At 65.5% G+C, this 13582-nt stretch carries 12 protein-coding genes; 4 read left to right on the top strand and 8 right to left on the bottom strand.

The window, feature by feature from the left end; translation table 11 throughout:
• Positions 1–26 precede the first annotated feature (26 nt).
• The 3 genes from HZB49_RS19100 to HZB49_RS19110 form a co-directional block, all read right to left on the bottom strand.
• Positions 27–854, bottom strand: a complete 828-nt coding sequence (locus tag HZB49_RS19100; RefSeq protein WP_291614181.1) for a sulfite exporter TauE/SafE family protein — start codon at positions 852–854, stop codon at positions 27–29.
• Between the two features lie 257 nt (positions 855–1111).
• The gene (locus tag HZB49_RS19105) at positions 1112–2476 is read right to left on the bottom strand and encodes a flippase (protein WP_291614510.1); all 1365 of its coding nucleotides are present in this window, start codon (positions 2474–2476) and stop codon (positions 1112–1114) included.
• Positions 2477–2691: 215 nt separating this feature from the next.
• The gene (locus HZB49_RS19110; RefSeq protein ID WP_291614182.1) at positions 2692–3531 is read right to left on the bottom strand and encodes a protein-disulfide reductase DsbD domain-containing protein; all 840 of its coding nucleotides are present in this window, start codon (positions 3529–3531) and stop codon (positions 2692–2694) included.
• 174 nt (positions 3532–3705) lie between these two features.
• Between HZB49_RS19110 and HZB49_RS19115 the strand changes: the two genes are divergently transcribed.
• Positions 3706–4305 (top strand): YqgE/AlgH family protein, encoded by a 600-nt coding sequence (locus HZB49_RS19115; protein ID WP_291614511.1) that lies wholly within the window; start codon positions 3706–3708, stop codon positions 4303–4305.
• Positions 4306–4441: 136 nt separating this feature from the next.
• Here the strand turns inward: HZB49_RS19115 and HZB49_RS19120 are convergent, their stop codons facing one another.
• The gene (locus HZB49_RS19120) at positions 4442–5329 is read right to left on the bottom strand and encodes a TauD/TfdA family dioxygenase (RefSeq protein ID WP_291614183.1); all 888 of its coding nucleotides are present in this window, start codon (positions 5327–5329) and stop codon (positions 4442–4444) included.
• An 80-nt stretch (positions 5330–5409) separates the two neighbouring features.
• Positions 5410–6189, bottom strand: coding sequence for an SDR family NAD(P)-dependent oxidoreductase (locus tag HZB49_RS19125; protein WP_291614185.1), 780 nt, complete (start codon positions 6187–6189; stop codon positions 5410–5412).
• 156 nt (positions 6190–6345) lie between these two features.
• On the opposite strand from HZB49_RS19125, the gene HZB49_RS19130 reads away from it, so the two are divergent.
• Together HZB49_RS19130 and HZB49_RS19135 are read left to right on the top strand one after the other, a co-directional pair.
• Positions 6346–7080, top strand: coding sequence for an SDR family oxidoreductase (locus HZB49_RS19130; protein WP_291614187.1), 735 nt, complete (start codon positions 6346–6348; stop codon positions 7078–7080).
• A gap of 59 nt (positions 7081–7139) precedes the next feature.
• Positions 7140–7514 carry a CsbD family protein gene (locus HZB49_RS19135; RefSeq protein WP_291614189.1) on the top strand — a complete coding sequence of 125 codons (375 nt, stop codon included), beginning with the start codon at positions 7140–7142 and terminating at the stop codon, positions 7512–7514.
• 14 nt (positions 7515–7528) lie between these two features.
• Here the strand turns inward: HZB49_RS19135 and HZB49_RS19140 are convergent, their stop codons facing one another.
• The gene (locus HZB49_RS19140) at positions 7529–9316 is read right to left on the bottom strand and encodes a DUF459 domain-containing protein (protein WP_291614191.1); all 1788 of its coding nucleotides are present in this window, start codon (positions 9314–9316) and stop codon (positions 7529–7531) included.
• A 168-nt stretch (positions 9317–9484) separates the two neighbouring features.
• On the bottom strand, positions 9485–10870 hold the full coding sequence (locus HZB49_RS19145; RefSeq protein ID WP_291614193.1) for a lytic murein transglycosylase: 1386 nt from the start codon (positions 10868–10870) through the stop codon (positions 9485–9487).
• Between the two features lie 191 nt (positions 10871–11061).
• Between HZB49_RS19145 and galU the strand changes: the two genes are divergently transcribed.
• A complete protein-coding gene (gene galU, locus HZB49_RS19150) occupies positions 11062–11937 on the top strand; it encodes a UTP--glucose-1-phosphate uridylyltransferase GalU (protein ID WP_291614195.1) in 876 nt (291 codons plus the stop codon).
• A 59-nt stretch (positions 11938–11996) separates the two neighbouring features.
• Here the strand turns inward: galU and HZB49_RS19155 are convergent, their stop codons facing one another.
• Positions 11997–13493: a diguanylate cyclase gene (locus tag HZB49_RS19155; RefSeq protein ID WP_291614197.1), complete on the bottom strand. Its 1497-nt coding sequence runs from the start codon at positions 13491–13493 to the stop codon at positions 11997–11999.
• Between the last annotated feature and the right edge of the window lie 89 nt (positions 13494–13582).

The raw sequence follows: 13582 nt of genomic DNA on the forward strand, positions 1-13582 counted from the left end.
CCGCTTTCGCGGACGATGACAGCTGGCTAGTTGCCGGCGCTCGACAACGCCGTGATCGTCGATGCCGACAACTGCAATTCCTGCGCGCCGATCTTGCCGGCGACCAGGAGCAGCACCGCGGCGAGCGTGACGCGCAGCACGGTCTCCGGCACGCGTAGCGCGCTGTAGCTGCCGATGACGATGCCGGGCAGCGAGCCCAGCAGCAGCACGCCCATCAGCGACCAGTCGACGGCGCCGAGTGCCCAGTGGCCGACGCCCGCCACCAGGGTCAGCGGCACTGCATGCGCGATGTCGGAACCGACGATGGTCGCCATCGGCAGGCGCGGGTAGAGCAGCAGCAGCGCGGTGACGCCGACGGCGCCGGCGCCGACCGAGGAAATCGAAACCAGGATGCCGAGCGCGACACCCGTCACGACGGTCGCAATCGCGCTCGTCCTTTCATCCATGCGCTCCAGCCGCCTGCGATAGCGCTCCATGATCGCCTTGCGGAAGATCAGCGAGGTGGCGGTGAGCAGCAGCGCAAAACACAGCACGATGTTGACCACTGTCCGTTGCGCCGAGGCGTCGAGGTTGAGCTGCCACATCACCAGCAGCGTCACGACGCTCGCGGGCAGGCTGCCGCAGGCCAGCCGGATCACCGCCGGCCAGTGGATGCTGCGGCCGAGGCCGTGCACCAGGCTGCCGCCGGTCTTGGTGGCTGCGGCATAAAGCAGGTCGGTGCCGACCGCGGTGGTCGGGTGAACGCCGAACAGCAGGATGAGCAGCGGCGTCATCAGCGAGCCGCCGCCGACACCGGTCATTCCCACGAGCAGGCCGACGGCGAAGCCGGAGGCGACGAAAAGCGGATCGATCATTTCCACGCGGGTGTTGATTTAGTTTCAGACATGTAACGACGCAGGAGCCCCGACCGCAACGGAGCCGGGAAAATAAGAATATTTCATGCGCGCAATGGAACCGGATGGTGTTTTTCCCCAATCCGGCGGCGCGGAGAGGAATCCGCTTCTGCGCCGCCGGAAAGGTAAAAATGTCAGAAAATGATGCGGTTGAGCGAGTTGCTGCACCGTATGCCAGCCGCTCGATGCGACTGAATCGCAGGTTGGAACGGATACGGTTAGGCAGCGCGCTTCCCGAACGCCAGCACGTGCAGGCCGAGGCGGCGGCGGACGATGGCGAACAGCAGCACGGTCTCGAAGGCGAGCGAGATCGAGGTGGCCGCCGCAGCACCATGGCCGCCCCAGCGCGGCACCAATGCGACGCACAGCACCACGTTCATGACGAAGGCCAGCGCATAGGCCAGTGCGCAGATGTGCTGGTGGCCGAGCATGTTGAGGAGCCGCTCGACCGGGCCGATCGCCGCGCGCACGACGAGGCCGATCGCTGCAATGAACATGATGTCATAGCCGACCACGAATTGCGGCCCGAACAGCCAGAGCAGCGGCTTGCCGAAGGCAAGCAGCACCAGCGTGGCCGCAAGCGACGGCCAGAACGTCCACTGGATCGCGTGGGCGACATAGGCCGAGAGCCGGTCCTTGTCGCCTTGCGCATTGTATTCGGCGAAACGGTGCGCCGTGGTCGCCGACATCGCGTAGTGAATGAAGGAAACCAGCGCCAGCGTCTTCACCACCGCGAAATAGATGCCGACCTCCTCGGAGGAGCGGAATTGCTGCAGCACCAGCACGTCGGTGTAGGAGAGCAGCAGATAGAAGCTCTCGACCAGCAGGATCGGCAGCGACACCGCCAGCCAGCCGCGCACGTCGTAGGACTTGCTGCCTGCCTCGACATGGCCGGAGAGCCTGCGGTTGAGCACGACCATCTGCCCGAGCATGGCGAGCCACACCGCGGCAAAGCTCGCGAGCATCGCCGCGGTGGCACCGAGGTTGAAGCCGAGCACGAAGGCGCCGGCGGTGAAGCCGATGATCAGCGTCTGCCGCACGATGAATTGCGGCATCAGGCCGAGCCGCATCCAGTCATGCGAGCGCGCAATGCCGTCCTGGGTGTTGGCGACCACGAAGGCCGGCAGCGTGGCGCAACCGATATAGAGCGGCACGATGGCGGCCGCGTCGATCCAGGGTGTGAGCGTTTTCACGAGGCCCGCGAGCGCGAGCGCGACGATGGACGACACCGCGAAGGTCAGCCAGCGGCTGCCGGACAGGAAGCCGCGCAGCAGCGCGTACTCGCCGCGCGTGCGGTATTCCGGAATGAGCTTTTGTGCGGAGGCCGAGATGCCGAAATCCATCATGCTGCCGAGCAGCAGCACCCAGGTCCAGACATAGACGTAGACGCCGTAATCCGAGGTACCCATCCAGCGCGCCAGCAGGATCTGCGCGCCATAGGCCATGACGGCGCTGACCACACGGATGAGGAAGATGGTGGCGGCAAGGCGCTTGGTGACCGAGGCTTCGCTGGAGCCGCCGAGCAGCTCCTTCACGCGCGCCAGGATGCCGGCAGGCGAAGCGGTTGTGGATTGGCTGTCCATCATGGCCACAGCTGAAATCGTCCTCGGAAATGCCGCGAGGGTGCGGCCATTGTCCGATCTATCAACGAATCGTTAAGATTCAGTGGCCTGTCGTTCCGGGGCGGCTCGTAGAGCCGAACCCGGAACCTCGAGATTCCCCGGTGCAATTGCGCATCTGAGGTCTGGTGCTTCGCACCATTCCGGAATGACGTCGTTCCGGTTTGCCCGGAACGACGTCAATTCAGATTCACATTGAACTCATACGCCCGATCGCCGCCGGTCAGCGTCAGCTTCAGCGCAGCGCCATCCGGCTTGGCGCCCGGCGGCAGGCCGTCGAGCTCGAAGGCGAAGCGCTTCACCCCGGGCGGACTGTTCTCCAGCAGTTTCGGGATGGGCAGCGCCCAATCCGGCGTCGGGCCCTCGACGAACAGGCTGACGTCCTTGTTTTCCGGCGCGCTGACGTCGACCAGCACATTCTTGTCGCCGTCGCGCCTGACATCGCGGATGGTCACCGGAAGGGGGTCGCCTACATTGGCGGGCTTTGGCACGGCATCGAGCGCGGCGGCAAGATTGCCGTCTTCGGTGCTGGCGACGCTCGCGAAGGTTAGCTCGCTCGAGGCCTCGACGGGGATGCAGAGCTTGTCGCAGACGGCGTAGCTGAGGTGGAGGCGCAGCGTCACCGGCTTGTCGTTGTTCTTCGCGATGATGCGCAGCGGCAGCACAACCTGTTTCTTGTAGCCGAGCGAGAAGCCGCCGGCGCCGTCGCCGAACTTGATCGGTGCCGGCCACAAAACGGTCACCGCTTCGACATTGTCCGACTTGGAGAAATCGAAGCGCGGCGGCACGCCGGAATCGCCGGGCATGCGCCAATAGGTCTTCCATCCGTTCTGCAGCTGGATGGCGATACCGCCGAGCAGCACGTTGCCGCTGCGCGAGCCCGCCAGCAGCCGCACCGCCGAATGCGCGTCGCGTTGCCAGGGCGAAGCGTCCTCCGCCTTGGCCACGGCCGCCAGCGAAGCAGCAAACAAGGTGGCGGCGAGGCCGAATGCGGCGCGGCAGGGAACAATGGCGTTCATGGCACGTCTTTACCGGTTGGGACTGGCGCAAACCATTGAATTGCTTGTGATGTACGACTTCAAGCTTGATTGACAGATGCGCCGCCCAATATCAGGATGGAAGTGATTGATGAGAGGCCTTTGCGGATGAGTCCTGAAGGCAAAGCACCGAAGCGCCAGGGCCGCAAGGCCGGCATGGGGCACAATGCGCCGGACGAGGGCTATCTCGACGGCCAGATGCTGATTGCGATGCCCGTGATGGGCGATCCCCGCTTCGAGCGCTCGGTGATCTACCTGTGCGCGCATTCTTCGGAAGGTGCCATGGGCATCATCGTCAACCATCCGGCCGGCAGCATCGACTTCCCGCAGCTGCTGATGCAGCTCGACATCATCAAGAGCGCTGACCAGATCAAGCTGCCCGACCATGGCGAGCCGATGCAGGTGCTGAAGGGCGGCCCGGTCGATACCGGCCGCGGCTTCGTGCTGCATTCCAGCGACTTCTTCATCCAGGACGCGACGCTGCGCATCGACGACGACATCTGCCTCACTGCGACCGTCGACATATTGAAGGCGATCGCCAAGGGCTCGGGTCCCAGGCACGCCATCCTGGCGCTGGGCTATGCCGGCTGGGCGCCGGGGCAGCTGGAGAACGAGATCCAGCACAATGGCTGGCTGCATTGTCCCGCCGATCCCGATTTGGTGTTCGGAGCCGCGGTTGAGGAAAAATACCCGCGCGCGCTGCGCAAGATCGGCATCGATCCCGGCATGCTGTCGAACGAAGCCGGGCATGCGTGATGCGCTGACGGCGCGGCAGACTTGGCTGTCATAGGATGGGTAGAGCGAAGCGAAACCCATCACCTTCATTGCTGCGGAGCCATGATGGGTTTCGCAAGGGCTCAACCCATCCTACAGCTTCGCCGGGGCGACAACCTCACTCCGCCGCCTGCTGCGCCACCGTCGGCTCTGTTCCTGCCACCGTGGCGCGGCGCATGTCGCGGGGCTGCGACTGGTCGTAGCGGCGCACGCGGTGGACGGTCTGGCGGTTGTCCCACATCACGAGGTCGTGCAGCTTCCATTTGTGGACGTAGACGAACTCCAGCTGCGTGGCATGCTCGGTGAGGTCGCGCAGCAAGAGCCTTCCCTCCGGCACGCTCATGCCCTTGATGGCGCCGGCATGCGAGGAGAGGTACAGCGACTTGCGGCCGTGCACGGGATGGGTGCGCACCAGCCGCTGCAGCACCGGCTTGAACATCTCTTTTTCCTCGTCGCTGTAATCGAGGAAGCCGAGCGAGCCGCGCGAATACATCAGCGAGTGCTCGCAGATCATGTCCTCGATCTCGGCCTTGGTCTCGTCGTCGAGCGCGTCATAGGCCGCGCGCATGTCGGCGAATTCGGTGTTGCCGCCCTTCGGGTTCACCACCCGCGCCGACAGCAGCGAGAACTTGGCCGGGATCGGCCGGAACGAGCTGTCGGAATGCCACAGGCAATTGCCGAGGTTGAACAGGTTGGCGCGGCTGTCGCGCGGCAACGGCTTGCCGTCCTTGCCGAGATTGGAGACGTCGTTGAGACCGGAGGTGAGGCGGTAATCTTCCTTCTTCACCACGGTGCCGCCGCGCGCCTTTTCCCGCTCGCCGAAATTCAGCGCAAAGGCGAGCTGCTGCTCGTCGGTAATATCCTGGTCGTGGAACACCAGCACGGCATATTTGTCCATCGCCGCTTCGACCTCGGCCGCCTGCTCCCTGGTGAGCGGCACGCGCAGGTCGAGGCCGGAAACCTCGCCGACAAAGTGCTTCTGCAACTGACGGATGGCCAGGGCCATGGCGTCTCTCCTTGCTGCGTTGCTTTTTCGGAAAGGCTACTCCCGAAGGGCGCGATGTCAACGAGGAGGCGCGCCGCCAGTCATGCGTTCCGCGCCATGAGCCCTCCGTCCACGGGAATGACGGCGCCGGTCAGGAAGGACGCCGCGGGCAGGCACAGGCTCAGCGTCATATGGGCGACTTCTTCCGGATCGCCGTAGCGGCCGAGCGCGGTACGGCGCTTGGCGTAGATGGTCTTGTGCTCCTCCGGAATCCGTTCCGTGATCGCCGAGCGGATCGGGCCCGGGCAGATGCAGTTCACGGTGATGCCCTCGCGGCCGAGCTCCACCGCCAGCGAGCGAGTCAGGCTGGTGACGCCGCCCTTGGCCGCGGAATAGGGGCTGTTGGTGGCGGTTGCGCCGAGCGCCTCGGTGGAGGCGATGTTGACGATCCGCGGGCATTTCGACTTGCGCAAGTAGGGCAGCGCCGCGCGGATGATGCGCGGATGCGCCGTCAACATCACCGCCAGCGCCTTGGCCCAGGCCTCTTCGTAATTGTCCGCGTCGATCGCGGCGCGCAATGACAGGCCGGCATTGTTGATGACGATATCGAGCGAACCGAAATGTCTGGCGACATCGTCGACGACGGAGACGATCGCCTTCGGGTCGGCGACGTCGAGGGTCCAGGCTCTTGCCTTGCCGCCCGATGCGGTGATGGCGTCGGCGACGGCGCGCGTGCCCTCGGCAGTAAGGTCGGTGACGGCGACATTGGCGCCTTCATCGGCAAAGGCATGCGCGGTGGCGCGGCCCATGCCGCTGGCAGCGCCGGTGACGAGAACGGTGAGGCCTTTCACCGAGCGGGAGAGTTTTTTCACTGCGGTCATGGAATGCTCGCGAGACGGAAAATTCGTGGCGGGTGCAGGTTGACAAGGCTGGCACCAATCCGCAGACAGGTCAAACAAACAAGGCGCATGATCCGGAAAAGTGGGTACCGGTTTTCCGATCAAGATCATGCGCAAAATAACAAAGGGAGGTGCGCGATGAACGAGCTCGATTTCAGCGGCAAGCAGGTGCTGGTGGTCGGCGGCTCCAGCGGCATCGGCAACGGCATCGCGCAGGCCTTCCGCGCCAGGGGCGCGCGCGTTCATGTCTGCGGCACCCGCGCAAATGCCTCGGATTATTCGCCCGACGACGGCTCGCATCTCGAAGGCCTGCAATATCAGCAGCTCGATGTCAGCGATCCCCATGCGGTAGAGAAGTTCAAGCCGTCGTTCGACAGGCTCGACATCCTCGTGCTGGCGCAGGGTGCGGTGATCTACCGCCGCGGCGAATTCCAGATGGACGGCTTTCGCAAGGTGATGGAAGTCAATCTGATGAGCCTGATGGCGTGCGCGACCAAGTTTCACGACATGCTCGCAAGGGCCGGGGGTTCGCTGATCATTGTCAGCTCCACCGCCGCCTATCACTCCACCATGGGCAATCCGTCCTACAACGCGTCGAAGACCGGCGCGATGGGCCTGACGCGCACGCTGGGCGAGGCCTGGGCGGAGGACGGCATCCGCGTCAACGGCATCGCGCCGGGACTGGTCGACACCAAGATGACCAAGGTGACGACGGCGAACCCGAAACGGCTGGAAGGCGCGCTGGAGCGGATTCCGCTGAAGCGGCTCGGCACGCCGCAGGACATGGCCGGCGTCGCGCTGTTCCTGGCCTCGCCGTTGTCGTCCTACGTCGTCGGCCAGACTATCATCGTCGACGGCGGCCTGATTTTGTAGGAAGGAACCCTGACCGGTCTCGCCGGTTACATCCCCTGAAAAACTCAGGGAGTAACACGATGGATAAGGATCGGATCGCCGGGGCGGCCAAGGAATTTGCCGGCAAGGTTGAAGGCGCGGCGGGCGAGCTGGCGGGCGACGCGAAGACGCAGGCCGCCGGCCGCGCACGCGAAGCGGCGGGCACGGTGCAGAATCTGTACGGCCAGGCTAAGGATGCCGCGCGCGAGGCGGGCGAGGCCGCAGCAAGCATGGCCAGGGATGCCTACGAGAACAGCGGCGATACCCTTGAGAGCGGTACGAAGGCGGTCGCCAAGACCGTGCGCGACAATCCGCTCGGCTCGCTCCTGATCGCCGGCGGCATCGGCTTTGCGCTGGCGCTGATGATGACGCGTTCCGCACGTCGTCCGCCGCCACGCTGGCGGTATTACGGTTAGCGCGAGTCGAGGAATCAACGCGTCGGATTGGCTGCGGGCACCGCGGCTGAGCGGCCGACATTGGCCGGCGGGCGCGGTGCGCCGTTGTTGGTGGCCGGCGGACGCGGAGCGCCAGGCGGCGGGGCGACCTGACGCGGCGCGGGCGCGCTGTTGCCGAAGCCGCCGAACAGGTCGCGCAGCGACGGCGTCGGGTTTTGCGCCGGCCGCCTCTGCTGCTGTTGCAGCTGCCCGGGTTGTGGAGGTTGCCCTGGCTGCACCAACCCCGGTTGTCCCGGTTGACCGGGCTGCAGCGGACGTTGCTGCAGGGGTTGCTGCCGCTGTCCGGGCGGCACCACCGTGCCGTCGGGCGCGACGCTCGCCACCGGCGAATCGCCCTTGGCCTGTTCGCGGCCGACCTCGCGGCGAGGCCAGGCGAAATCGTCGGCGCGGCCGGCGGGCGGCGCCAGCGCCTCGCCCTTCACCAGCGTGCGTGCAGCGAGCCCATCGACCGACGCGGGTCGCGAGCCTGGACCGCCGAGCAGCTGATCGTTGTTGATCGAGGCCGCGACCAGCGGAACGATCGGTCCCGCCATCGGGCGCGGCGCGGGCTGGCCGGGCACGGCGTTGAGGTCGGGCGTCGCCGGTTCGCTCGGCAGCGCGATCGGTCCGGAGCGGCTGGCGAGCAGGCGGCTGATCTCGCGGTCGACATAGTGGGCGAGTTTTCGCGCGCCAGGCTTGGTGAAGTATACGCCGTCATAGGAGCGCAGCTGGCGGATCTGGCCTTCGAAGTCCGGGCCCTTCTGCAGCAGGCGGCCGGCTTCGTCGACGAAGCCGTCCCAGACGTCGACATAGGTGACGCCGGCCTTGCCGGCGCCGTCGCGATACAGCGCATCCAGGAACAGCATGTCGGAGATGCCCTTGGGGCCGCGGATGGCGGGCAGGCCGACCCACAGCACGGGCACGCCCTTGGACTTCAGGACCGCGATCAGCTCCTCGATCTTCTTGGCATAGAGCTCGACCCAGCGCTCGTCGCGGAATTCGTAGAGGCCGCTGGCCGAGCGCGCGGTTCTTTCCGGCGCGACGATCGAAGGCGTGTCGGCATTGTCGGCGTTGTCAGCCTCGTCGTCCGCCGGCTTGTCTTCGGGCTTTGCGGCCGCGTCCGGCTTGGCCGCATCGGGCTTTGCGGCATCCGGCTTTGCGGCATCGGGTTTGGCGGCCTGCTTCGCGTCCTTGGCGCGCGGGTCTTTCTTCTTCTCGGCGGGCTTGTCGGATTTCTCCGCTACCGGCTCGCGCATCGCGGCGCGGTCGTTGAGGCCGAGCATCACGACGATGGCGTCGGGCTTTTCGGTCGCGAGAATCTGCTTGGCGGCCGCAGTCCAGTCGGAAGGCTCGCCCTTGGGTTGATACCTGATCAGGCCGCTTGTCGTGCGGTTCTTGCGGATCACGCCCATGTCGGGGCGCTCGTTGTAGGCATCCTCCAGGCCGTAGGCGAGCCAGTCGGCCATGCCGTCGCCGAGCACCAGCACGTGGCGCTCCGGCACGAAGGCGGGATCGCGCTTGTCGGGCGGCGGCGCCTTGGAGAAATCCTGCACCCGCTTGGGCTGCTGCTGCTGGAACGGTGCGAAGAAATCGCCGCCGAACCATCCGCCGCCACCGCCGCCGGGGCTGGGTCGCGGCGGCGCCGGGCGCGACCAGCCGCCGAAATTGAAGAACTGCGCCGAGGCGGGTCCCGCGATGCCGACCAGGATCGCAATGGCGACCGTGAGCGCAACCAGCGGGCCGCTCTCGGTGAACACCTTGTAGAATGGCTTTGGCTTTCGCATCCGGCTCGGTCGCAATGGAAATTCTGGATTCTCAGGCAACAACTATAATAGCGGAAAGAGGCCGCAAGCGGGCGGATTTTCCCCCATAAACGGGGCAGCCGGCCCACCCGTCAAGGGCAGGGCCAAATCATTGTTTTTGAAGGTTACTTTGGCTTCTTTCCGGCCGACTCAGCGCCCGCGGAGGCGATCCAGAACCGCCGCCGTGGCGAATCCGTCCGCGGGTAGCCCCGCCGAGACCTGGAATGCGCGCAGCGCCTCCCTGGTCTGGCCGCCGAACTGGCCGTCCGGGGTGCCTCTGTAGAAGCCGCGCTGGGCCAGAAGCTGCTGCAGTTCCAGCCGTTCGGTGCGCGACAGCACCCGTTCCTGGCGCGGCCAGGGCTGCACGAAGGGCGGGCCGCCGCGCAGCCGGTCGGCGAAATGGCCGATCGCCAGCGCATAGGCCTCCGCCGGGTTGTATTTCATGATGACGCGGAAATTCTGCAGCATCAGGAAGCCCGGCCCCTCGCTGCCGGCTGGCGCCAGCAGATAGGCCTTGTCGGCGCCGTTCGGGAACGGTTTGCCGTTGGCGCGCTTCACCCCCTGCGCGTCCCATTGCGCCAGCGTCATCGCCTTCGAGCGGTCCGCCAGCATGAAATTGAATCCGCGGGGAATGACGATCTCGTAGCCCCAGGTCGCCCCGCTCTGCCAGCCGTCCTTCTTCAGGTTGTTCGCGGTCGAGGCGATCAGGTCATAGGGGTTGTCGACGACGTCGCGGCGGCCGTCGCCGTCGGCGTCCACCGCATAGCGCTTGAACGCTGTCGGCATGAATTGCGTCGGCCCGAACGCGCCGGCCCAGGAGCCGCGCAACTGCTCGGGCCTGAGATCGCCGCGATGCAGGATTTCCAGCGCGACCAGGAACTCGTCCTTGAAGTATTTTTGCCGGCGCCCGACGCAGGCCAATGTCGCGGTCGAGTTCAGCACGCTGCGGTCGCCCATCTGCGTCGAGTAGTTCGATTCGATGCCCCATATCGAAGCGACGATGTAGCGATCGACGCCATAGGCTTTTTCCACCGCATCAAATTCCGCCTTGTACTTGGCGAGGATCTCGCGGCCCTTGGCCATCCGGTTGTCGTTGACGAGGATGTCGAGATATTCCCAGATCGCCTTGGTGAATTCGGGCTGCGAATCCATCAGATCCATGATGCGCAGGTCGGGCTGCAGGCCCGCGGTATAGCGCCGGAAGCTCTGCTGCGAGACGCCGCGGCGCGCCGCGTCGGGCCACATGCCGGCGACGCAATTGTCGAAATTCGCAGCCGCCTCGCGAATCGCGCTCGCGGTCATCAAGGGATGGCCGGAGGCGCCGTCCTCGCCGGTCCAGGGGAGCGGACCCGTCGTACCGGTCGCCGCCTGCGGCTGCTGCGCGCTGTTGCCGGGCTTCGGGGCAAAGATGTTGTTGAGGAAATTGGAGACGCCGTCGCCGGAAGATTGGGCAATCGCCGGACCCTGCGCCAGCAGGGTGGCGGCGAGCAGCCAGGCGCCCGCCCGGCCGATCGTCAATGCTATGTGCCGCTTCATTCCCTGACCCGTCCGCTCGAATGCCCCGCCCGCAACAGGACCTACCCCGGTTTCCAATAGTTTAACAAAGGCCGGACCCGCCTGCCGTCTTTTCGTCGCACCACACATCCGCCTTTGTTCCCGGCTGCAAACCGGCTACGACAGTGCAATTAAACCGAAATCCCGCTCTCTCAAGGCCTCTCAAAATTCCCATGAAAATCCGCAAAGCCGTCTTCCCGGTCGCCGGCCTCGGCACCCGCGTCCTGCCCGCCACCAAGGCGATGCCGAAGGAAATGCTGACCATCGTCGACAAGCCGCTCATTCAATACGTGGTCGACGAGGCCAGGGAGGCGGGCATCGAGCATTTCGTGTTCGTCACCGGCCGCAACAAGGGCGTGATCGAGGATCATTTCGACCGCATGTTCGAGCTCGACACCACGCTGGCCGCGCGCGGCAAGAAGGCCGAGCAGGAAATTCTCGCCGCGAACCAGCCCGAAGCCGGCGCCATGAGCTTCACCCGCCAGCAGGCGCCGCTCGGGCTTGGCCATGCGGTGTGGTGCGCGCGCGACATCGTCGGCGACGAGCCCTTTGCCGTGGTGCTGCCGGACGAGCTGGTGCTCAACACGCCGGGCTGTCTTGCACAGATGATCGCGCATGCGGGCAAGCTCGACGCCAAGTCGAACCTGATCGCGGTGGAGGCGGTACCCGAGCATCTCACCCATCAATACGGCATCTGCGGCGTCGGCAAGCGCAACGGCAATATCTTCGAGGTCGACGGCATGGTGGAGAAGCCGCCGAAGGGCACCGCGCCCTCCAATCTCTCCATCACCGGCCGCTACATCCTGCAGCCGGAGATCTTCAAGATACTGGAGACGCAGGAGCGCGGCGCCGGCGGCGAGATCCAGCTCACCGATGCCATGATCGGCCTTTCGAAGACGCAAAAATTCTACGGCGTCGAGTTCGAGGGCGAGCGCCACGATTGCGGCTCGAAGTCCGGCTTCCTGCGCGCCAACATCGCCTATGGCATGGCCCGCACCGATCTGCGCGACGGCCTGCGCGCGGAGATGAAGCGATACCTCGAAAAATGACGGTGCCCATACCGTCATTGCGACCCGTTGGCTCCTCGCAATGACGTTTGAGTGACGGCTCACGCCACCAGCGACAGTTTCGGCATGCTGGCGAGCACCGACTGGTTGCGGCCGTTGGCCTTGGCCGCGTAGAGCGCCTTGTCGGCGGCTTCGACCAGCAGGGACCACGGCATCGACGGGCCGGGGATCAGGCTGGCGACGCCGATGCTGACGGTCATCGCATCGGAGCCGTCGGACCAGTGCATGACCTTCTGCCGGATCGTCTCCGCCATCTGGAACGCGTCGGTCGGCCCGCATCCCGGCAGCAGCACCGCGAATTCCTCGCCGCCATAGCGCGCGGCGCAATCGCCGGCGCGGCGCACCGAGTCGGAAATGCAGATCGCGATCCCGACCAGCACCTGGTCGCCGGCCTGGTGGCCGTTCGAGTCGTTGAAGGCCTTGAAATGATCGGCATCGATCATCAAGAGCGCCACCGGCGTCTTTTGCCGCGCGGCGCGGCGCCATTCATTGTCGATCTCGGCGTCGAACTTGCGCCGGTTGCGCAGGCCGGTGAGCGCGTCGGTGATCGCCAGCTCTTCCAGCTTGGCTTCGGCGCGCGCGCGGCGGCCGATCTCGCGCGCCAGGAGAAGCGTGGTGCCGAAGACGAACAGGATCAGCACGCCCATGATCGCGCCGATCCGCATCACCTCCTTGTGCCAGAGCCGGAACACCGCATCGAGCGGCTTGCCGACCACGACGAACAGCGGGCCCGATGTATCGCGCCGGACATAGAGCCGGGGAGTCGAATCCACCGGGCCTTGTCCGGAAAAGGATGTGCCGGGCTTGAGGTTGTTCGCGTTCCAGCGCGCTATGTCGGCGAGGTTCTTGCCGATGACGTCGAGGTCGAACGGCTTTCGCATGATAATGGTGCGGTCGCGGCGCAGCACCGTGATGACGTCGTCCTGCTCGAGATTGAGCCGCTCGAACAGTTCGTGGAAATAGGAGAAGCGGATCGCGCCCGCGACGACACCGAGGAAGGCGTTGTCCGGGCCGGAGATGCGGCGGCTCAGCACGATCGAATAGGCGCCGCGATGCAGCATCGGCTTGCTGATGAAGAGACCGGCGCCGGGATTGTCGCGGTGGACCGCGAAGTAGTCTTCGTCGGCGCGGTTCTCCGGCCTCGGATCGAGCGAGGACGCGTCGATCGTCAATTGTCCCTTGGGGTTGAATACCTGGATCGCGCCGAAATGCTTGGCCGTGGCGGCGTGATCGAACAGGATCAGGTGCAGCAGCGGCTTGCTGACGGTCCTGAGCTCGGGCATCAGCATGTTGTTGGCGACCGCGCGCAGCGACAGGTCATACAGCTCGATGTTGCGGCCGATGTCGGCGTCGATGCCGGCGGCGAGATTTTCCAGCATCTGCCGCGCCAGCTGTTCCTCGCCGCGGCGCATGTCCAGCATGACGGAGGCGCAAATGGCGGAAAAGCCGATCACGGTGGCGAACGACGAGGCGATCAGCAGCTTGACCGACAATCGCCAGTGCCGCCTCGCCGTATATTTCCGCCGCTGGAATGGCATTCCTCGCTCCCGGGAGTATCGGAATGCGCCCGGAATCGTTGCGGCGGCCTTAAATCGCGACAACGCTTCGGCGATGGGTTAACGGTTGG

This window comes from Bradyrhizobium sp. (genome assembly GCF_016219575.1).
Lineage (GTDB): Bacteria > Pseudomonadota > Alphaproteobacteria > Rhizobiales > Xanthobacteraceae > Bradyrhizobium.

Bases quoted from the DNA above. Each gene is read 5' to 3' on its own strand.
- HZB49_RS19100 (WP_291614181.1), bottom strand. From the start codon at position 854: ATGATCGATCCGCTTTTCGTCGCCTCCGGCTTCGCCGTCGGCCTGCTC.
- HZB49_RS19105 (WP_291614510.1), bottom strand. From the start codon at position 2,476: ATGGACAGCCAATCCACAACCGCTTCGCCTGCCGGCATCCTGGCGCGC.
- HZB49_RS19110 (WP_291614182.1), bottom strand. From the start codon at position 3,531: ATGAACGCCATTGTTCCCTGCCGCGCCGCATTCGGCCTCGCCGCCACC.
- HZB49_RS19115 (WP_291614511.1), top strand. From the start codon at position 3,706: ATGGGGCACAATGCGCCGGACGAGGGCTATCTCGACGGCCAGATGCTG.
- HZB49_RS19120 (WP_291614183.1), bottom strand. From the start codon at position 5,329: ATGGCCCTGGCCATCCGTCAGTTGCAGAAGCACTTTGTCGGCGAGGTT.
- HZB49_RS19125 (WP_291614185.1), bottom strand. From the start codon at position 6,189: ATGACCGCAGTGAAAAAACTCTCCCGCTCGGTGAAAGGCCTCACCGTT.
- HZB49_RS19130 (WP_291614187.1), top strand. From the start codon at position 6,346: ATGAACGAGCTCGATTTCAGCGGCAAGCAGGTGCTGGTGGTCGGCGGC.
- HZB49_RS19135 (WP_291614189.1), top strand. From the start codon at position 7,140: ATGGATAAGGATCGGATCGCCGGGGCGGCCAAGGAATTTGCCGGCAAG.
- HZB49_RS19140 (WP_291614191.1), bottom strand. From the start codon at position 9,316: ATGCGAAAGCCAAAGCCATTCTACAAGGTGTTCACCGAGAGCGGCCCG.
- HZB49_RS19145 (WP_291614193.1), bottom strand. From the start codon at position 10,870: ATGAAGCGGCACATAGCATTGACGATCGGCCGGGCGGGCGCCTGGCTG.
- galU (WP_291614195.1), top strand. From the start codon at position 11,062: ATGAAAATCCGCAAAGCCGTCTTCCCGGTCGCCGGCCTCGGCACCCGC.
- HZB49_RS19155 (WP_291614197.1), bottom strand. From the start codon at position 13,493: ATGCCATTCCAGCGGCGGAAATATACGGCGAGGCGGCACTGGCGATTG.